Raw genomic sequence first — 18,973 nt, 5'->3', positions numbered from 1 at the left:
AGACTGCCGATGCCGGATGCACAGTACCAATTTTCCTTCAATTTACTACAGTTAATATCCGATAACGGCCCGGCACTGTCCCACCGGGTCGCAGTTCGGCGCAGTCGGGGGGTGTCGTTGGCACCGGACCCCCGGCCCGTCGGTCTGTCTCGTATCGACCTGCCAACCACTCACGACACCGAACACGGACGATAACAACCACACATGATGCACGCACAATCTGGAATCTACGAACAGGACGAACACGACCGGTTACGCATACTCGACGCAGACGGCACTGTCCACCCGGACGCGACAGTTCCGGACCTCTCCGAGGAGGAACTGCTCGCGATGTACGAGGCACTGGTACTTGCCCGACGGTTCGACCAGCGAGCTATCAGCCTCCAGCGACAGGGTCGGATTGCCACCTACGCCCCCATGACCGGTCAGGAGGGGTCACAGGTTGCGACGAGCTACGCGCTCGACGAACAGGACTGGCTGTTCCCGACCTACCGGGACCACGCCGCGAAACACGTCCACGGCATGGAGCTGTCCTCCCTGCTCGGCCCCCTCCGGGGGTATCGCCAGGGGTATGCAATTCCAGACGACGTGAACGTGATGCCCGAGTACATTCCCATCGCGACCCAGATTCCCCAGGCGATGGGGATGGCCTGGGGGTACAAGCTCCAGGACCAGACCGACCGCGCCGTCCTCTGTCACTTCGGCGACGGCGCGACCAGCGAGGGCGACTTCCACGAAGGGCTGAACTTCGCGGGCGTCTTCGACGTGCCCGTGGTGTTCGTCTGTAACAACAACCAGTGGGCAATCTCGACGCCCCGTGAGCGCCAGACTGCGAGCGATACCCTCGCCGGCAAGGCCGACGCCTACGGCGTCGAGAGCATCCGCGTCGACGGACTCGACCCGCTTGCGGTCTATCAGGCCACCCGCGCTGCGGTCCGCAAGGCCAAAGAGCCGGGTCCGGGCGAGGGCCGGCCCACGCTCATCGAGTCTATCCAGTACCGCTTTGGCGCACACACGACCTCGGACGACCCCAGCGTCTATCGCTCGGAGGAAGAACCCGCGTACTACCGCGATCGGGACCCGGTCGACAGACTGCGGAACTTCCTCGAAAACGAGGGTATCCTGACCGACGAGCGCCAGGAGGCTATCGAGTCCCGCGCCGACCAGCGCATCGAGAACGCAATCGAGGAGGCCGAAGCGCTCGAAGCCGACCCCGACGACATCTTCGAGCACGTCTACAGCGAGACGCCGGACAGGCTGACAGCCCAGCGCGACGACCTCCGCGAACTCCGCGAGAAGTACGGCGACGAGGCCTTCTCGGAGGTGTTAGAATGAGTTCCTACGCCGAGACACTCGCCGAGAACGTCGAAGAACAGTCCGAGGAGCCGACACAGCGAGAGACGCCAGAGGAGTCCGACAGCGTCGACGAACTGACGCTGGTCGAGGCCATCTGTGACGGGCTCCACACCGAGATGAGCCAAGACGAGCGTGTGATGATGCTCGGCGAAGACATCGGCCGCAACGGCGGCGTCTTCCGTGCGACGGACGCCCTCTACGAGGAGTTCGGCGACGACCGCGTCGTCGACACGCCGCTGGCCGAGTCGGGTATCATCGGCGCGTCTATCGGTCTCGCGCTGTCCGGGATGCGTCCGGTCGGCGAAATCCAGTTCATGGGCTTTCTCTACCCCGGCTTTGACCAGCTCGTCAGTCACGCCTCCCGGCTGCGGAGTCGCACACACGGCCAGCTCAACCTCCCGATGGTGGTCCGCATGCCCTACGGTGGCGGCATCCGCGCGCCCGAACACCACTCCGAGTCCAAGGAAGCGTTTTTCGTCCACGAGCCGGGGCTGAAGGTGGTCACGCCGTCGACGCCCTACGACGCCAAGGGACTGCTCACGGCAGCCATCCGAGACCCCGACCCGGTCATGTTCCTCGAACCGAAGCTCATCTATCGGGCGTTCCGGGAGGAAGTGCCCGAACGCTCGTACGAAATCGACCTCGGCGAGGCCGCCGTCCGTCGGGAGGGGACTGATATCTCGGTGTTCACCTGGGGCGCGATGACTCGGCCGTCGCTTATCGCCGCCGAGGAACTCGCCGAGGAAGGAATCGACTGCGAGGTCGTCGACCTCCGCTCGCTGTCACCGCTCGATTTCGACACCATCATCGACTCCTTCGAGAAAACGGGCCGCGGCGCAATCGTCCACGAGGCACCCAAGACCGGCGGTCTCGGTGCGGAAATCGCCGCCACCATCCAGGAGGAGGCGTTGATGTACCAGGAGGCCCCAATCAAGCGCATCGCGGGCTACGACGCTCACATCCCGTTGCACGCGCTGGAGGATTATTACCTACCTCAGGCGGTCCGGATTCAGGACGGCATCCGTGAAGCGATGGCGTTCTGACTTGTGTCTTCGGCGTGCTCATTCACTCGAAAATGGATTGTCCGGTGTGACGAGCCGCGTCAACGAATCGAACCCGTCGAAATCGTCGTCGAAGCTGTAGCAATACTCAATATCGTGCTGTCGGGCACTCGTGACCAGCATTGCATCAGCCAGTGAGAGGCGGTCTCTCTGCTCGAACGTATCCAAAGCGGTGGTCCAAACGAGGTTGGACTCACGGCGAATCTCGAAGTTGCTCCCGCTGTGCAAACAGGAGAGAAAATCGACCGCTACGGGTTTCCCTACGTCTGTTGTCAGGCCGTTCATGATCTCAATCAAAATCGGATCGGATAGCAGCAGTGTTGGGAGTTGGCCCCGATCCGCTCCGCGCACGATGTCGAGCGCTGTGTCGTGTCGAGACGTACGGCTGTTCGCGGCAGCGTACAGGACGGTCTTATCAACGAACGCCCGGGCCATTATTCTAGGCCGAATCGGTCATGTTCCTCGACGACGTCGACAGCCTTCTCGGACTCGCCGGGTTCGAAGTTGTCGAACACACCGCTTTCCTGGCTGTGGACCTCGACCCGGAGCTCGCCGTCGACGACCTTCCACCGGAGCACGTCGCCGTCCTCGATATCGAATCGGTCACGGATGTGTGCCGGTATTGAGACCTGATTACCGGAGACGGTCCCCTCTCCCACCTCGTCTGGCGTGCTCATACCGGATGTTGGTCGTGACCGCCGAAAAGGGTTAGTGCGAAACCACACTAGCTTACCGAGGAGTGTCGAGCGCATCGCGAGCTACGCCGCTCACACTCGACTGCATGCGTCGGGGGATTACTGTCTAATCCAGGCGGTCCGGATTCGGAACGATGGCGTTCTGAGAGTATTCACAGCCAGTTTTTCAGCCACTCGATATGGCCGTTCATCTCCGCTGGCTCGAAGTAGTGGTCGATACGTCTGATTGCCGTGGCGAAAAACCGTCGAGATAGTTCACTTATAACTCAGGATACATCGATCCGGATATAATCGACGAATAGCTCGTCGTTGGTGTCGTCGTCGCCAGGGTCTTCGACGATGATATAGGCCAGACCGTTGGCATCGATGTAATTACTTTCTGCCTGGGAGAGCGTGAAAGTCTCAGTCGTGACCGATCCGGACCGTGGGAGCGTATAGTCGGTCGCCCCGTCTATCTCATTGCCTGAGGCGTCGACGACGGTGAGACTGTACTCCTCACTTCCCGCGCCCATCTCGTATTCGATTGCCATCGAATGGGTGCCGGAGGCGATTCCATCGATCAGTAGTCCGGTACGGTGCCGGTACTTGGGATTATTTCCGGAACCGGTCGTCGCACTCTCGGAAAACGTAGCTCTGGAACCATCGTCCGCCTGCAAATTGCTGAACGAGTTGATTGTACCCAAGGGCGAGGACGGTGGTATCGACTGGTCACCGCCGTCTGCGTCGCGATAGCTGCTCGGGTAGGCTACCGTCTGGCCACCCCCACCGGTTGGTGTGATCGTAAACGTCTTGGTCTCGGTTCCGCCACTCGCTGGCTGGTAGGTGATTGTGATCTCCACGTCCTTGCCGCTCATGTCGACCGACGAGGTACCGTCAGTGAACTCGTAGAGGTAGAACGTCGCCGTTGCGCCGGCCGAGAGTTGTGCGTTCCCACCGTCGTTGCGCCCGTCAGTGTCCAGGTCCACAGTTCTCGGAAGATCGGCCCCACCGCTGTAATCGACGTATGCATCGTCCAGGTCCGCGGCGACGTACACCTCGGTCGCCAAGGGTTCGTCGTTCGGGAACACGTCGTCGCTGAGGTAATCGATATCCCCGTTCGCCGGCGTTATCTCGACGTCGGTGATCGTGACGCTCTCGCTGAAACGGTTCGCGACGGAGAAGTTCACCCCGCCAGCGACGGTGTCGCCGTCGTTGCCGTCGTTGGTCACGGCGTCGTTCTGGTATATGAGACCGACCGAAGCGTTGATCACCTCTATTTCGATCTGGTCGCCGCCGCCGCCGGTCCAGCCGTACACCTCGACGGTGCCGTTTGCCTGTGGCTGGAACGTTACCGTGACCTCTCCGTTTTCGTCGGTCGTTCCACTGCTCATGTTGAGCGTGCCGACACTGCTGTTCCTGACGGCGAAGTCGACACCCGCGCTCTGTGCGGTGGTGTTCAGCGTGAGTTCGAGTTCCTGTGCCTCCGCGTAGTCGAGCGTACAGGCACTGTCGTCACAGTTTTGCGTTCCCGGCTCGCCGCTCGGGTCGAGCCAGTTCACGTCGAACGCCGACGTGCCGTTCCCGCTGTTTTCCTGTGGCGGCTTGTTCACCTGTACGGTCATCGTGACGTTCTTCGTCGTGCCAGCCGCGTGAGACCCGCCCGGTGACGGCTGGTAGCCGGGCTCGACTGTGAAATTAATCGCGTTGGTCCCCGGGTTTATTGCCTCGTACTCGACAGTTACCTGCCCCTCGCTGTTTGTCTGTCTCGTTACCGTTTTGCTGTCTGGCCCGGTGAAGTTACCATTCTCGGCGGCTCCGTCGACGGTCACGCCGCGTATCGGTTTGTTGAACGAATCGCGGACTTCGAGTGTCAGTGTCTGTGTCTCGCCGGTCTGTATCGTTGTTCCGTCCCCTTCGATATCGGTCAGGTAGGCCTTCTGTGTCTGCTCGACGCCCGTTCCGACGCCCACTTTCGCCATTCGGAGCGAGTAGCTGCCGGGCTTGAGAGTCACTTCGAGCAACGAGAAGTCCTCGACGCCCGGCAGTGCGGTCGTGTTCACCCCCGTGACGTTACCGCCGTTTGTGTCCATCTCCTCCTCGAAGACAGTCTGCCACTCGCTTTCGTTCAGTCGGGTCGGGACGGTAATCGAGAGCGGCGAACTCTGGTTGAATATCTCGACGCGCCGGGTTTCTGTACTCACTGGCTCGAAGTCGACAGACGCGTCGCCGATACGGCTCTGGCTGAACGAGCCGTTCAGCGTGACAAGCGTGATTCGGTCGCCGCTGACCAGCGTCTGGCCGGTCACTGGGAGCGTCGTATTCTGGCCAAAGTCGTTGTAGAGGACGCTGTGTTCATAGACCGTCCGTGGCGCGTTCGTGAAGATGTTGTACCCGGGCCGGTACTCGATTGCGCCGGTGTTGTACGCCGCAGTGTCGTTCCAGAAATCACCAACATTTCCGCTCGCGGTTGCGTTCTCGATAGTCAGGTTCAGAGCGCTGTCTGTCGTTCCGACGGTCCGTAACGTCCCGCTGACGGGCCCCGGATTGACGAACACCGCCCTAGAAGGATAGCGCAGGCCGAGGCCAACCGAAACCGACTGTGTCGTCGTCTCGCCGGGCATCGAGATGACATCACTACGCATGTCTGTCAGCTCGCTCTGGAGCTGCTGGTTGTGATTGAACTCGATTTCCTCGTTCTGGTTCGGGACGACAAACCCCTGATAGAGCGCCAGAAAGACCACGATAAGACCGAAGATGAGGACAGCGCCGATTTGAATTGCCTGCCCTCTGTCGTCCCTCAGAAATCGCATTGAGAAAGGGTTGTGTGCTGGCGGATAAAAAGCTGTCTGCCAGCAGTAGTCTCTCCCTCACCTAATGTCGTACGCCCGCTCGTGTAGCAACGTATTTGTCGAGATATCGAACACTTGGACTGTAACCTCCTCCGGAAGCTGTGAGAACGAATACTCCCAGCGACTCCCCGCCTCGAATCGGTCTGTCGTCCCGCTGAAGCCGGTGTCGGCGAGCGTCAACTCCGTATCAGCTTCCCGCAACACGACCCGCACGTCCGCCGGGTCGATTGCATCCCCACCCATGTGACGAAGCGTCAGCTCTGTCGCCGTCAGGTCGCTGTCGACAGTCACCTTGGCATCTCGCTCCGTGTCGGAATACCAGTCCGAAATCAGGACTGCACCGGCTCCGACGACGAGTGTCAGCACGACAGCGAGTAGCAAAATGACGCCAACCGTCTCGGACTGTCCGCGTTGTCGCGTCGGGCCGTGACCCATCGTGTGAGAGTCGACGCCGGGAGGTGAAAGAAGTTCTGTCGCGGTTTAGTCCTCGTCTTCCTCGACGACTTCGGGGTCTCGCATCGCCGTCTGGAGGCTGTCGATTCCGTTGACCCACTCGGCGACGAGTCCGAACTCAAGCTCTTCGGCCATCCCCATATCCATCTCCTCGCCGTCGATGACGAGCGTCCCGGCCTGGACGCAGTAGCCAAGCGCCGCGTCGAGGTCTTCGTTTGCCTCCTCCTCGGCGGCGGCTTCGATGTACTCTCCGATGGTTCCCTCCTCGGCTGGGCCGCCGACGACGTACTCGTGGGCGGCGTGGAAGACACACATCAGCGAGGTCTGGACGCCCTCGATGAGCATCTCCTTGTCCTCGTTCTCGAAGGTGACCTCGGTGAGGACAATCTCCTGAATTTCTTCGAGTTTACCCAGTGTCGTCTCCTCGTCGAGGACACCCTCGTCGAAATCGGTGAGAATCTTGGCGACGGCAATCGCCGTGTCGTCCTGCAGGTTCAACAGGAGACGTGCGGAATCCTCTTCTTCGGGGTCGATTTCCTCTTCGCGTAAGCGATCGATCCAGTTCTGCCAGCGGTCTTCGGTGTAGTATTCCCCCGGCTCGTTGCTCATATCCAACCGTACGTGTCTCCGGGGATAGTACTTTCGACAGCAACTTTTTGACATGTGAGGCCTTCGCAGGCCGTGTACCGGTCAGTTCGTCACCCGCAACTTCTGTGTGACGACGATGCTGTTTGTTGGCGTGTGAACGAGGTCGACCGAGATTTCGTCGCCGGAGCTGAGCGAGCAGGTTGTCCCACGGATTCGAAACTCAAGGTACTCACCTGCCTCGAAGGTATTTGCGTTCGCTGTATGCAACACTCCTGGGTCCCATTTCTGATTGAATGTTTGTCCTTTGCTGATGATGCTGTCACCACTCGTTTCTAGGTTAGAATCGCTGAAGCCGTTATTTCCGAACCCACTTGCGGACGCTGGAAGATTTATAATTCGCGCTTGCTCGCTACAAGCATCTGTTGCATCCACAACAATCTCTAGTTCCTCGGCTGGGACGCTATCACCAGCTACGTGTGTTACTCGTACGATACCGCCCTGATAACCGTCCTGTACCTCGATTTTTCCTGTCGTCTCACCGATGTTCGGTCCCGGGTCAGACACGTCTTCCCCCACGTCAAGCACGAACGTCGCGATGGTCGCAGAGAGAATGACTGCGACCGCCACCATGAGAATCGTCGAGATGACCGGCGCGACACCCCGGCGTGCACTGCATAGACCACGCATACGCTACACTTCGGTCTGGACGAATAATAGTTCCTGCCTCTGGTCAGTTTATATCGATACCGTACACCCGCGCGGGCGTTTCGACGTGAGCGGTGTAGACCGCGTCCTCGTAGCCTTCGTCGAGCAACCAGTTGACGCGCCGAGGGACGGTTTTCGGGCCGAGCACCGCGCCCGGACGGTCGGGGTCGTCGAGGAAATCTGTCTCCATCATGAACGCCTCGCCGCTAGCTGCGGCGTCTTCTAACCCCTCTTTGTTCGCGATGACACTCGGTATCGGCCCCTCGACCGGGCCGCCAGAGTAATGTTTGACGACGCGGTCGGGAGCCAGACCCGCCGACTCCGCCCACTCTGTCACCGTGGTGAAGTCGTCGCCGCCCTCGGTGTGGAGCTGGACGGCACAGCCCGTCTCGCTGGCGAGCCTGAAGGCGTGACGCATGACCTCGTTCGAGGCCTCCCAGACTGCCTCCGTGACATCGTAGTGTGGCCGGCCGGATTTTATCGCGACGGCAGGCCCGTCGGCGACGAACTCGGCGGCGATATCGAGACCGCGTTGCATGAGATCTCTGGCTTCGTCGGGACTGTGGCCGCCGTCGACGAGCCGGGAGATGAGACCGGGATGAACGCCCAGAACGGGCCAGGCGTCACCGGGCAGCCGCTGGGCAGCTTCGTCGGTCACCGCACAGGTCACCTCGAAGGTCTCCCGGAATCCCTCGGGTGTGCCAACCGCGGCCGAATCGACGAGCGACCAAGAGGGTTTGTTGAGCACGAGCAGGTGGGTGCCGCCGGCGGCGGCGAACTCCTCTGCCGCCGCCGGGCCGCGGCCGTTGACGGGGTCCAGGTGAAGGTGGTCGTCCAGAATCGGAACGTCGTCGGTCATACCCGAAAGTCGGTGGGCTGGCCGCAAAAACAGTTCGGCTTTCCCGACCGTGCTCTGAACGACATCTCGTGGTGTGGTGTAGTAACTAGTAACACATCTATACGAGACGTTGACTTAGTAGGTTGATTATACAATCTCAGCGCTTACACCCAAATCACCTGAATAGTGAGATATGCCAATGTACGACGCAGAGGCGAAAGTAAGTGGCAGATACGTTGTTCCGTTCGCGGAGGCGGCCGGAGAAGTGTCGCCCGTTTTCGAGCGGAAGGTCAGAGACACATTTGAGGAACGAATCGGGGAGCTAGCATCTGATGGGTGGTACCAGACTGAAGCGGTCCGGGATTCGTACTACGCAATACTTGAGAGGGTCGGCTCACAGACGATGATTTCCGGCGGTGAACAGACTGCGCGTGGACTCTCATTCGACTCTGGGCTCTCGGTTTTCGAAGCGTTCGAACGACTGAACGCTCTTCAAGTGAGTGACGAGGTATACAGAGACACGACACAGGACAAACCAGCAGGTGAGTATACGTTCGAACGTCGTGGCGAACGCTCGGGACGGCTTGGGGTTACAAACGAGTATCCGTACCCACAGCCGTTCGTGAAAGGAATCTACACAGGAATCATCAAGCAGTGGGGACCGGAGGACTCGATTCCGACGTTCGAACAGATAGCTGAAGACACAGACGAACGGTTCGCATGGAAGACTGAGTGGTAGCGTCCCATCTATACGCACATTTATGTCTCTCGACCGTCTCCCTACTAGAGTATAGACTACTAACAAATGGCAGTTCAAACAGAATTTTCGGTTGACTCCCCCCTCTTAGAAGAGGCATTTCGCGCCACCGACGGGTGCTCGCGACTGGCGTTCGAAGATATTACGTTGACTCCTCAAGGAGACGTTCAGGTGCTGATTCGTGCCGAGACAGAAATCTGTTCCACTCTCGTTCAGAACGCGAAAACAGACGAGACAGTACAAAACAGCGAACTGGTCGGTCACGACCTGCTTCTTACGCAGTATGCCTCGGGAATCGGCGAGGTCCAGACGCAACGAACCGTTGTCGATGTCGGTGCCACGATTGTCGAAGCGGTAACTTCGGGTAGTGGGTGGCATCTCACGATGATTTTTCCGACCGTTCGTGATTATAGGACGCTCGTCGAAGAGTGTCGGAGAAATGGTATGTGTGTCGAGACACAGTACATTCTTACCTCCGAGCAAGAGAGCGATGCCGTCGCTGCCCTCACTGAGAAACAACGACAGCTGCTCTCGTTGGCGCGACAAAACGGGTATTTTGCTATTCCAAGGGAGTGTACGCTCCAACAGATAGCAGACAAGATGGGAGTTACACAGCAGGCCGTGTCTCAGCTTTTGCGCCGCGCACTATCGAACGTCACCGACTACTACTTACAGAGACAGCCCTAACTCACGGTGTCAGTAGAACCTACCAGTTAGTAGCCGTCCACAAGGCGTTCGACGTATTTTGCGACGACATCGACTTCGAGGTGGATGGGGTCACCAACCGATTTCTCCGAGAGTGTCGTGAGTTCGTAGGTTTCGGGAATGATGGCAATGTCGACGGTCTCGCCGTCGAAGGCGGCGACTGTGAGGCTGATACCGTCGATGGCAATCGACCCCTTCTCGACGACATACCGCGCGAGCTCCTCTGGCAGGGAAAACGAAAAGCGCCAGTCGTCGCCGAGGCGTTCGACGGCCTCGACAGTGCCTGTGCCGTCGACGTGACCCTGGACGAAGTGCCCGTCGAAGCGGCCGTCGGCCGGCAGTGCGCGTTCGAGGTTCACCTCGTCGCCGGCCGCGAGTCCGCCGAGATACGTCCGCTCGACGGTCTCGGTCGCGAGAAACACCTCGAACCAGCCGTCTCCGAAGGCCTCGACGGTCAGACAGGCACCGCTGACGCTGATACTCTGCCCGCGAGAGAGTCCGTCGAACGTGGTTCCGAGGCGGACGCGGAGGCCATCGTCGTCCTCCTCGACTGACTGCACTGTTCCGGTCTCCTCGACGATGCCGGTGAACATACACGCTGTTTGGTCCGACAATCCAAACGTGTGTTGGTTACGCTCGTGGCGTCGCAATCGGCGTGACTGTGACGGCGAATCCTGCCCCGCACTCACAGGCGACGTACTCGGTGTTTCCATCGACCACGAGCCACTTTTCACAGTAGTCACATCGGACCTTGACATTCGGTGTCATTAGCTCGACCAACGCACGTAGCTGGCAAGGGTATTGACCACGTACCGGACCGTACAAACAGCGACGTTGGGGTTAACGACCTCCTAACAGCGGGGTTAGTCGTCGACGACCTCGATGCCGCGGTTGTTGACTGCATCGGGGTCGAGACCGATTTCTTCGAGGAAGTCCCGGTACTCACGCTCACAGGACTCGCCGGCCTGCTGGCGGTCCGAAGCATGGTCACACAGGGCTGGCAGGTCCTCGAACTGCTCGTTCGAGTAGACAATCCAGTGGTTGATGAGGTCAGAGAGCCGTCGGATTGGCGAGGTGAAATGCCCGTAAATCTCGAAGTTCAGCGCGTGGTGGCCGCCGAACGGGTCGTTCATGTACTTCGCGCGGGGCATCACCTTCATCACGGCCCACTGTATCTTGTCGAGTTGGCGTTTCGGTGCCTCTTCGAGGGTCGCGTTGACCGCTTTGCGCGGCTCGTCCCACTTGTCGCCGGGGACCGAGACGCCGTCGAGTTCCTGAATCTCTTTGAGCGCCTCGCTCCACTCGTCGGGACTTGGCTGTGGATGGACCCGATACATCGCCTCGACACCCCGGTCCCACATCAGCTCGTGGGTGACTGCCTTGTTCGCTTTCAGCATACACTCCTCGATGATTGTGTGCGCGCGGTCGCGGCGTGGATTGAGCACGAGCGAGCCGTCCTCCTTGCGTGCCTCGTGCATGCGCTGGGCGAGTTCCCACACGAGCTGGTTTCGCTCGGCGAGGTCGACCGCGGTGTCTTCGAGGAACTCCTCGGCGGCCGCGGGGTCGTCGAGAATGTTCTCGCAGTCGGTGTAGGTCAGGCGCGCGTCGCTCCGGATGACCGATTTGTAGATGTCGATTGTCTCGTAGCCAAGCGTCTCCTTGTCGAGGTGCATCTCGACGGTGTGTGCCAGACGGTCCTCGTGGGGGACCAGCGAACAGACCGTCTCGGCCAGAATCGGCGGGAGCATGTGAATCGTGTAGCCGGGGAGATAGATAGTGTTCCCGCGCGTGCGTGCCTCGTCCCACATCGCCGTGTCGGGGTTGACGTAGTGTGTCACGTCGGCGATGTGGACCCAGAGGACGTACTCGTCGTCGCGTTCTTCGACCGAGAGCGCGTCGTCGAAGTCCTGGGCGTCGACCGGGTCGGTCGTCCACGTCGTCAGGTCGCGCAGGTCCTCTCGCTCGTCGAGTTCGTCTGCAATCTGCTGTTGGATGTTTTCGGTTCGCTCTTTTGCCTCCTGCATGACCTCCTCGGGGAAGGCGTCGGGAAGCTCGAATTTCTCCAGTAGCTCGTCGCGCTTGTTCTCGATATGTCGCGCCATCTCCTCGTCGATTTCGACCGGCCCCTGTCCCTCGACCGTGCCGGCTGCGTCCTGTTCTGGGTTGCTCATGCACTCGCATACGACCGACCGGCAGTTAGGCGTGTCGGCCCGGGGGCGCCTCGGCGTCTTTATTTCGTCTCGACGCGTCCGTTCAGACAGATGAGGCTCCCCGCTTCGAGACAGACGAGTAAGGCACTCGGGAAAGTCGCGCTCACGACGGTGATGCTGGCGTTTCTCCTCCCGCTCACACCGGTCCAGTCGCTCGCACTCACGACAGGCGCCCTCGCTGTCGGCGCGACAGGTGGCTGTCTCGTCTCGATTGCCCTCGCCACGGCTCCCGAACACAGTGAGACAATTGCCCGCATTCTCGTCTTTGGCGGCCTCGTGGTGGGATTCGGAGCGCTGTTTTTCCTCCCGACGGCGGCTAGCTACGTCTTCCTCCACGGCGCGCTGGCGTTTCTCTGGGCGCGTGCACTCGGCGAACTCGCCGCTGTCTGGCTGTCTGGCGACGCCTACTGAGTTCAAAACTCCGAGTCCGGCGTCGGGACGCCCTCGTCGACATCGCCGCCAGCGAGGTCGAACTCCTCGCGCAGTTCCCGGATGCGGTCGCGGATGTCGGCCGCGAGTTCGAACTCCAGATTATCAGCGGCCTCCTGCATCCGCTGTTCGAGTTCCTCGATGGCGCGGGCGGCGTCGTCCTCGTCGTCGGGCGCGAGCGTCGACGCCTCGGCGGTGTCGGTCTTGCTGCCGGGGAGGTTCGATTCGCCGATTTCCTTCTCGATTGTGCGGGGTTCGTGGCCGTGTTCCTCGTTGAACGCCTGTTGTATCTGTCGCCGGCGCTGTGTCTCCTCGATTGCCGACTCCATCGCCGCGCTCGGCTCGTCGGCATAGAGCACCACCGTGCCGTTGACGTTCCGGGCTGCCCGCCCCATCGTCTGGATGAGCATCGTCTCCGAGCGCAAAAATCCCTCCTGGTCGGCGTCGAGTATCGCCACCAGCGACACCTCGGGGATGTCCAGTCCCTCGCGTAACAGATTGATGCCGACCAGCGTGTCAATTTCGCCGAGGCGCAGGCTCCGGACGAGTTCGTGGCGCTCCAGCGTGTCGGTCTCGTCGTGCATGTAGGCGACGTCCATCCCGGCCTCTTCGAGGTATTCGGTGAGGTCTTCGGCCATCCGTTTGGTGAGTGTCGTCACCAGCGCCCGCTCCTCGTCTGGCAGGGCCTGGAGTCGGTCGATGAGGTTACTCACCTGGCCGTCGACGTCGGCAATCTCAATCTCGGGGTCGACGAGGTAGGTGGGTCGGACAATCTGCTCGACGACCTGTGCGGATTCCTCGCGCTCGTACTCGCTCGGCGTCGCCGAGACGTACAGCGTCTTGTCGGTTTTCTCCTCGAACTCCTCGAACGTGAGCGGACGGTTGTCGAAGGCAGTCGGCAGTCGAAAGCCGTTCCCGACGAGGGACTCCTTGCGGGATTTGTCGCCCTCGAACTGGCCGCGAATCTGGGGCAGGGTCTGGTGGGACTCGTCGACGACGGTAAGAAAGTCGTCGGGGAAGTAATCTAACAGCGTGTACGGGGCCTCTCCAGGCTCGCGGTCGGAGAGATGCACCGAGTAGTTCTCGATGCCAGAGCAGTAGCCCGTCTCGTTCAGCATCTCCAGGTCGAAGGTGGTGCGCTCTTCGATGCGCTGTGCGGCCACCAGGTCGCCCTGGCGCTCGAAGTGGCTGATACGGTCGTCAAGGAGGTCCTCTATCTCGGCGATGGCCTCTTCAAGTCGCTGTTCGGGAATCGAGTAGTGTTCTGCCGGGTGGAGCAAGACCGCAGGCTCCTCGCTGACGATTTCGCCTTCCAGGGGGTCGACCTTCCGGAGGCGGTCGATTTCGTCGCCCCACATCTCGACGCGGACGGCGTACCGGCCGTACATCGGGTAGATTTCGAGCGTGTCACCGCGCACGCGGAAGGTGCCCTGCGTGAAGTCCACGTCGTTGCGCTCGTAGTTCAAATCTACCAGCCGTGAGAGAATGTCGTCGCGCGATACCTGCTGGCCCTGTTCGAGCCGAAGCGCCATATCGACGTAGTTGTTCGGGTCGCCCAGCCCGTAGATAGCCGAGACACTGGCAACGACGATAACGTCGTCACGGGTCAACAGCGAGCGCGTCGCAGAGTGGCGAAGGCGGTCGATTTCGTCGTTGATAGAGGCGTCTTTGTCGATGTAGGTGTCGGTCTGTTCGACGTAGGCCTCGGGCTGGTAGTAGTCATAATATGAGACGAAATACTCCACGGCGTTATCGGGAAAGAGTTCCCTGAACTCCTCGTAGAGCTGGGCGGCCAGTGTCTTGTTATGAGCGATGACCAGCGTCGGCTTCTGAATCTCTTCGACGACCCACGAGACGGTGTTCGTCTTGCCGCTTCCTGTCACGCCGAGCAACGTCTGCTCGTCCATTCCTTGCTGGAAGCCGGCCGCGAGTTGCTCGATAGCCTCGGGCTGGTCGCCCGCAGGCTCGAAGGGGGCGTCGACGCGAAACTCGCTTTCGGCCTCGGGACGGTCCGGCGAGAGCGGGCCGGTGTCAGTCATTAGCTAAGGGTAGGGGCCAAGGCACTTGACGGATGTGGTCTCACTCCTCGGGCGCGAGCGCTTCCATCGTCTCTCGTCGCAACTCGTCGCCGGTGTCGTCCGGCACGACGACGAGTGGCACGTCGACGGCATCGAGCGCCGCAATCTCCGCGAGTCGGTCGCGGGCCTGTTCGGGCGTGCCAGCCACGCCGAGAGCGTCGAGCATCTCGTCGGTGACCGCCCCTCGCGCCTCCTCTCGGTCCCCGGAGCGCCAGGCCTCTGCAATCGCGTCTGCGGCATGTGGGAACGACTCGGCGACTGCTCGACGGTATCCCTCGCCGCTCCCGACGTAGTACGCGAGGTGACCCCGAACAGCCGCTCGGGCGCGGTCAGGGTCCGCGCTGGCCGCACTTGGCACGTAGGGCATCGTCGTGATTGTCTGGGGGTCCCGGCCGGCCGCGCTGGCAGTTTCGGCTATCGTCTCGAAGGCCTCTCCGAGGCGCTCGAAGGGAATGTTGTGGGGTAGCCAGCCGTCTGCGGTCCGCCCGGTGGCGCGTCTCGTCGCCGGCCCGAGCGCGGCGGCGTACACCGGAACATCTGCCGACAGCGACGGGAAGTCGGCGACATCGAATGACTTGCCTTCGTAGGAAACACGACCGTCGGCACCGAGGAACTGCTTTGTCAGCTCGACGGCCTCGTGGAGCTGTCGGGCCGGGTTGTCGAACGACTCGCCGTGGAGGTCTTCGACGACCTTCCGCGTGCTCGTTCCGAGGCCAAGCGTGAACCGTCCGTCCGCGGCGTCGTCGAGCGTGGCCGCGGCCTGTGCAATCGTCGCCGGCGAGCGCCCGTAGACGTTGACGATGGCAGTACCGAGTTGCACCGTCTCGGTCCGGTAGGCCGCCCGCGTCAGCGCGACAAAGGAGTCACGACCCCAGAGTTCGCCCGTCCAGACCGCGTCGTATCCCAGTCGCTCGGCTCGCACTGCGAAGGCCGCGAGGTCGTCCGCGTCGTTCGGGACGAGAATCCCAGTTTGCATGTCCAGAGCCACGACGAGGGGGCTGATAAAGGGTCGGGACGCCGTCAGTGACCTTCGAAGGCCGCGATTTGCTCGCGCCAGGAGTCGGGCATCGGCCGCGTCTCGCCGGTCTCGTAGTCGACGGTGACCATCACGGTCTCGGCCGTCGCGACGACTTCGTCGCCGGCGCGTATCTCGTACTCCATTGGCACGCTCGAGGTTCCCGGCTCGCGCGTCCGGAGCGCGATGGTAACGTGGCTGTCGTCTCGCACCGGCTTGCGATAGTCGATTTCGGTGTGCGCGACGACGGCGCTCAACGCCTCGGCGCTGTCGATACCGAGGACCTCCTGGAGATAGTCGATTCTGGCTTCTTCGAGGTAGGTCACGTAGACTGCGTTGTTCACGTGTCCGGCAACGTCGAGGTCTTGAAATCGGACCGACACCTCTGTCTCGTAGTTGAATTCGGCCATACTTCTGCTGTGTCGTCCACGCAGTTTCACCTTCCGGTTGCCGTGTGTTTTGCATCTCTCCCGCAAACGGCCCTACAGTATATATGGACGGCACTCCGGTGGTTGGATATGTACCTTGGCGACGAAGCTTGGCCCGACCTCGAGTCGTACTTCGAGTCCGAATCGCTCGCGCTGGTCCCGGTGGGGTCGACCGAGCAACACGGCCCACACCTCCCGGAGGGAACCGACCACCTCATCGCAGAGGCGCTGGCCCGCGAGGCGGCGTCACGGACCGGGTATCTCTGTACGCCGACCGTGAACATCGGCGTCAGTCCGCATCACCGGCAGTTTCACGGCACCATGTGGGTCGACCCGCCGGTGTTCCGGGAGTACATGGAGTCGCTGGCGCGAAATCTCACCTACCACGGCGTCGACCGCATCGTCTTCGTGAACGCTCACGGCGGTAACGTCCAGCACCTCCGCGAGGTCGGCCGTCGTCTCCACGATGACGGGACGGCCTACGCTCTCGAGTGGATGTGGAACGAGAGTATCCCCGAGCTGGTCGATGACTGCTTCGAGGTGAACGGTCCTCACGGCGGTCCGAAAGAGACGGCGATGATTATGCACATCGCCGAGGCGTTGGTCCACGAGGACAGACTGACCGAGGCGCGTGACGACGGACTCGTCGACTGGGGCCGCGAGACAGGCCGACAGTTCGGTGCACGGACCTTCTACGACGCCATCGAGAACACCGACAACGGGGTACTCGGCGACCAGACCGACGCCACCCCCGAGAAAGGCGAGCGACTGTTCGAGGCCGCCACCGAACAGCTATGTAAACTCAGCGAGTGGCTCGCCGACCGCGACGAGACAGAGCTACTCCCACGCGAGCACGTCTGAACTCGACTGTCGCGACTACTCCCGAACCGAGGCACACCGCTCGCGGTCTGTTCTACGCTGGCGGTGCCGAGTCACGCCGGTCCGAAGCGGGATGGTAATCGTTATTCCGTGCGAGCCAGTAGAGGCTGACAGGCGCGGCTAGTTCAGCGGACAGAACGTCTGGTTCCGGACCAGAAGGTCAAGGGTTCAAATCCCTTGCCGCGCGTTTTCCTGCGAACGCGAGTGAGCAGTGAAACCCACAAAAAGGGATGTGAATCACGCGAGACGACCGCACGGAGTCTCGAAATCGGGTTCAAATCCCTTGCCGCGCTGTCTGTACACGCCGAGGTGCGACTAGAGCACGCTATGCATGAGTTTTCATGCCTGAAAATTACTGCAGTCAGTATATCCCCACAGAGAGAGAACAACTGCCCGATGGTATCCTACGACCCGGAGTCTGAAGCAGACGGGCGGTACGTCGTCGCGTTCGTCGAGAGCGCGGGCGAAGTCTCTCCTGTCTTTCAGCGAAAAGTAAACGACATCTTCGAGAAACATCTCCCCCACGTCGACCCGGAGGCGTGGTACCGGACCGAAGACGTGGTTCTGGCCTTTACCGAGGTCAGAGACGAGATTGGCTCAAAAACGATGGAACAGGGCGGGGCCGAGGCAGCGAAAGCCATTCCGTGGCCCGACTCTGTTTCGACGCTTTCGGAGGCGCTGGGGGTCTTAATCGAGCAACACCGCGAGGCATACAGAGACAGCACGCAAACGAACCCGGCGGGCAACTACACCGTCGAGGAGCACGACGGCCGAACGGTCAGAGTCGGCATCCTCGAAGGGTTCCCGTACGGCCCGGGGTTCGCACGCGGCGTGTTCAGACAGGTCGCCGCCGAGTTTGGCCCCGAGGACTCGCAGCCGACCCTAGACGAAATCGAACCAGACACGAGCGAAAGTCACGCCTGGGAACTGACCTGGTGAGCCCGCCCGCCGGTCGTACTCGCTCTCGCTCACCTGCGTGAGTCCACGACCGCATAGCAACAATTGTTGCCGGTAACATATCCGTCCAGAGCGACAACTGTTGTGGAATGAAGTCCTACGACCCAGGGTCTGAAACAGACGGGCGGTATGTCGTCGCGTTCGTCGAGAGCGCGGGTGAGGTCTCTCCTGTCTTCCAGCGAAAGGTGATTGCAATCTTCGAGAAACACCTCCCCCGCGTCGACCCGGAAGCGTGGTACCGGACCGAAGACGTGGTCCTGGCCTTTACCGAGGTCAGAGACGAGACTGGCTCCAAGACGATGGAACAGGGCGGCACCACGGCGGCGAGGGAGATTCCGTGGCCCGACTCCGTTTCGACGATTGCGGAGGCGCTTAGGAGGTTAATCGAGCAACACCGCGAGGCATACAGAAACAGCAGTCTGGAGAACCCAGCGGGAAACTACACCGCCGCCGAAATCGGAGACAGGGCCGCGAGAGTTGGCATCCTCCAGGGATTCCCGTACGGCCCGGGGTTCGCACGAGGGGTGTTCGAACACGTCGCAGCCGAGTTTGGCCCCGAGGACTCGCGGCCGACCCTAGACGAAACTGAACCAGACACGAGCGAAAGTCACGCCTGGGAACTGACCTGGTGAACCCCCTCGGGGTCAAGCCCCGAGGCACTCGGCCTGTTCCGCCTGTAGATTCGACTGTCGGTCACACGCCCAACTGTCTCTAACGCGGTGAGTCAACGATTGGCGGGAACGAACGCAACACGGCGCGCGCAGCGATGAGGGTGTCGAAAGAAGAGAAATATCGGCCGTTCAGTCGTCGCCAGAGCCTTTGATCTCGCCGAGTTTGTCGACGAGGTCGTCCGTCGAGGCCTCGGTGTCGAAGGTCACCTCACCGTCGTGTTCGGACTCGTGAACGTTGACGGCCTCGGCGTTGTCCTCTGTGTTCATTTCCTGATTCTCTTGTTCGGACTCGTCGTAGCTGCCAAACCCCATGTACCGAT

Annotated in this window: 22 protein-coding genes and 1 tRNA gene; 9 read left to right on the top strand and 14 right to left on the bottom strand. The window is 61.0% G+C overall.

Features of this window, described 5'->3' with window-relative positions; translation table 11 throughout:
* The first annotated feature begins 207 nt into the window (after positions 1–207).
* On the top strand, positions 208–1,335 hold the full coding sequence (gene pdhA / locus BLR34_RS10610) for a pyruvate dehydrogenase (acetyl-transferring) E1 component subunit alpha (RefSeq protein WP_092702888.1): 1,128 nt from the start codon (positions 208–210) through the stop codon (positions 1,333–1,335).
* Positions 1,332–2,399, top strand: coding sequence for an alpha-ketoacid dehydrogenase subunit beta (locus BLR34_RS10605; RefSeq protein ID WP_092702796.1), 1,068 nt, complete (start codon positions 1,332–1,334; stop codon positions 2,397–2,399). The genes pdhA and BLR34_RS10605 overlap by 4 nt, the downstream gene beginning before the upstream one ends.
* An 18-nt stretch (positions 2,400–2,417) precedes the next feature.
* On the opposite strand, the gene BLR34_RS10600 is transcribed toward BLR34_RS10605, so the two are convergent.
* The 7 genes from BLR34_RS10600 to BLR34_RS10570 all read right to left on the bottom strand — a co-directional run bounded on the left by BLR34_RS10600 (position 2,418) and on the right by BLR34_RS10570 (position 8,545).
* Positions 2,418–2,852, bottom strand: a complete 435-nt coding sequence (locus BLR34_RS10600; protein WP_092702794.1) for a type II toxin-antitoxin system VapC family toxin — start codon at positions 2,850–2,852, stop codon at positions 2,418–2,420.
* The gene (locus BLR34_RS10595) at positions 2,852–3,094 is read right to left on the bottom strand and encodes an AbrB/MazE/SpoVT family DNA-binding domain-containing protein (protein WP_092702791.1); all 243 of its coding nucleotides are present in this window, start codon (positions 3,092–3,094) and stop codon (positions 2,852–2,854) included. Before BLR34_RS10595 ends, BLR34_RS10600 begins: the two co-directional genes overlap by 1 nt.
* Before the next feature lie 284 nt (positions 3,095–3,378).
* On the bottom strand, positions 3,379–5,901 hold the full coding sequence (locus BLR34_RS10590) for a hypothetical protein (protein WP_092702789.1): 2,523 nt from the start codon (positions 5,899–5,901) through the stop codon (positions 3,379–3,381).
* Positions 5,902–5,958: 57 nt separating this feature from the next.
* Positions 5,959–6,375: a type IV pilin domain-containing protein gene (locus tag BLR34_RS10585; RefSeq protein ID WP_092702787.1), complete on the bottom strand. Its 417-nt coding sequence runs from the start codon at positions 6,373–6,375 to the stop codon at positions 5,959–5,961.
* A 45-nt stretch (positions 6,376–6,420) separates the two neighbouring features.
* Positions 6,421–7,002: a DUF2150 family protein gene (locus BLR34_RS10580; protein ID WP_092702785.1), complete on the bottom strand. Its 582-nt coding sequence runs from the start codon at positions 7,000–7,002 to the stop codon at positions 6,421–6,423.
* Positions 7,003–7,083: 81 nt separating this feature from the next.
* Positions 7,084–7,668 (bottom strand): type IV pilin domain-containing protein, encoded by a 585-nt coding sequence (locus BLR34_RS10575; protein WP_092702783.1) that lies wholly within the window; start codon positions 7,666–7,668, stop codon positions 7,084–7,086.
* A 43-nt stretch (positions 7,669–7,711) separates the two neighbouring features.
* Entirely contained in the window at positions 7,712–8,545 is an 834-nt protein-coding gene (locus BLR34_RS10570; protein WP_092702781.1) for a TatD family hydrolase, read from the bottom strand.
* Between the two features lie 172 nt (positions 8,546–8,717).
* Between BLR34_RS10570 and BLR34_RS10565 the strand changes: the two genes are divergently transcribed.
* A complete protein-coding gene (locus tag BLR34_RS10565; protein ID WP_143414150.1) occupies positions 8,718–9,263 on the top strand; it encodes a hypothetical protein in 546 nt (181 codons plus the stop codon).
* 66 nt (positions 9,264–9,329) lie between these two features.
* Positions 9,330–9,968 carry a helix-turn-helix domain-containing protein gene (locus tag BLR34_RS10560; protein WP_092702777.1) on the top strand — a complete coding sequence of 213 codons (639 nt, stop codon included), beginning with the start codon at positions 9,330–9,332 and terminating at the stop codon, positions 9,966–9,968.
* A gap of 26 nt (positions 9,969–9,994) precedes the next feature.
* Here the strand turns inward: BLR34_RS10560 and BLR34_RS10555 are convergent, their stop codons facing one another.
* From BLR34_RS10555 to BLR34_RS10550, 3 genes are all read right to left on the bottom strand, one after another.
* Positions 9,995–10,579, bottom strand: coding sequence for a riboflavin synthase (locus BLR34_RS10555; protein ID WP_092702775.1), 585 nt, complete (start codon positions 10,577–10,579; stop codon positions 9,995–9,997).
* A gap of 37 nt (positions 10,580–10,616) precedes the next feature.
* Positions 10,617–10,754 (bottom strand): hypothetical protein, encoded by a 138-nt coding sequence (locus tag BLR34_RS17005; protein WP_176765299.1) that lies wholly within the window; start codon positions 10,752–10,754, stop codon positions 10,617–10,619.
* A gap of 95 nt (positions 10,755–10,849) precedes the next feature.
* The gene (locus BLR34_RS10550) at positions 10,850–12,157 is read right to left on the bottom strand and encodes an RNB domain-containing ribonuclease (protein ID WP_092702773.1); all 1,308 of its coding nucleotides are present in this window, start codon (positions 12,155–12,157) and stop codon (positions 10,850–10,852) included.
* 90 nt (positions 12,158–12,247) lie between these two features.
* Here BLR34_RS10550 and BLR34_RS10545 point away from each other — a divergent pair, with 90 nt between their 5' ends.
* The gene (locus BLR34_RS10545) at positions 12,248–12,607 is read left to right on the top strand and encodes a hypothetical protein (RefSeq protein ID WP_092702771.1); all 360 of its coding nucleotides are present in this window, start codon (positions 12,248–12,250) and stop codon (positions 12,605–12,607) included.
* A gap of 2 nt (positions 12,608–12,609) precedes the next feature.
* Here the strand turns inward: BLR34_RS10545 and uvrB are convergent, their stop codons facing one another.
* From uvrB to BLR34_RS10530, 3 genes are read right to left on the bottom strand one after another with little or no spacing between them, the layout of a single operon-like run.
* Positions 12,610–14,664: an excinuclease ABC subunit UvrB gene (gene uvrB / locus BLR34_RS10540; protein WP_092702769.1), complete on the bottom strand. Its 2,055-nt coding sequence runs from the start codon at positions 14,662–14,664 to the stop codon at positions 12,610–12,612.
* A gap of 40 nt (positions 14,665–14,704) precedes the next feature.
* Positions 14,705–15,679 carry an LLM class flavin-dependent oxidoreductase gene (locus tag BLR34_RS10535; RefSeq protein WP_092702767.1) on the bottom strand — a complete coding sequence of 325 codons (975 nt, stop codon included), beginning with the start codon at positions 15,677–15,679 and terminating at the stop codon, positions 14,705–14,707.
* 44 nt (positions 15,680–15,723) lie between these two features.
* Complete coding sequence (locus tag BLR34_RS10530) at positions 15,724–16,128, bottom strand: acyl-CoA thioesterase (protein WP_092702765.1); 405 nt, start codon at positions 16,126–16,128, stop codon at positions 15,724–15,726.
* 108 nt (positions 16,129–16,236) lie between these two features.
* On the opposite strand from BLR34_RS10530, the gene BLR34_RS10525 reads away from it, so the two are divergent.
* The 4 genes from BLR34_RS10525 (at position 16,237) to BLR34_RS10510 (ending at position 18,614) form a co-directional block, all read left to right on the top strand.
* Positions 16,237–17,007 (top strand): creatininase family protein, encoded by a 771-nt coding sequence (locus BLR34_RS10525; protein WP_092702763.1) that lies wholly within the window; start codon positions 16,237–16,239, stop codon positions 17,005–17,007.
* A gap of 132 nt (positions 17,008–17,139) precedes the next feature.
* Positions 17,140–17,212 (top strand) — tRNA-Arg (locus BLR34_RS10520).
* 209 nt (positions 17,213–17,421) lie between these two features.
* A complete protein-coding gene (locus BLR34_RS10515) occupies positions 17,422–17,964 on the top strand; it encodes a hypothetical protein (RefSeq protein WP_092702761.1) in 543 nt (180 codons plus the stop codon).
* Between the two features lie 107 nt (positions 17,965–18,071).
* The gene (locus tag BLR34_RS10510; protein ID WP_092702759.1) at positions 18,072–18,614 is read left to right on the top strand and encodes a hypothetical protein; all 543 of its coding nucleotides are present in this window, start codon (positions 18,072–18,074) and stop codon (positions 18,612–18,614) included.
* A gap of 168 nt (positions 18,615–18,782) precedes the next feature.
* Here BLR34_RS10510 and BLR34_RS10505 read toward each other — a convergent pair whose 3' ends face one another.
* Positions 18,783–18,965: a DUF5786 family protein gene (locus tag BLR34_RS10505; protein ID WP_092702757.1), complete on the bottom strand. Its 183-nt coding sequence runs from the start codon at positions 18,963–18,965 to the stop codon at positions 18,783–18,785.
* Positions 18,966–18,973: the final 8 nt, after the last annotated feature.

Origin of the sequence: Halovenus aranensis, from assembly GCF_900100385.1 — an archaeon.
Classification (GTDB): Archaea; Halobacteriota; Halobacteria; order Halobacteriales; family Haloarculaceae; genus Halovenus; species Halovenus aranensis.
Note: the sequence above shows the minus strand (reverse complement) of the source record. Positions and strands in the feature narration are given on the sequence as shown.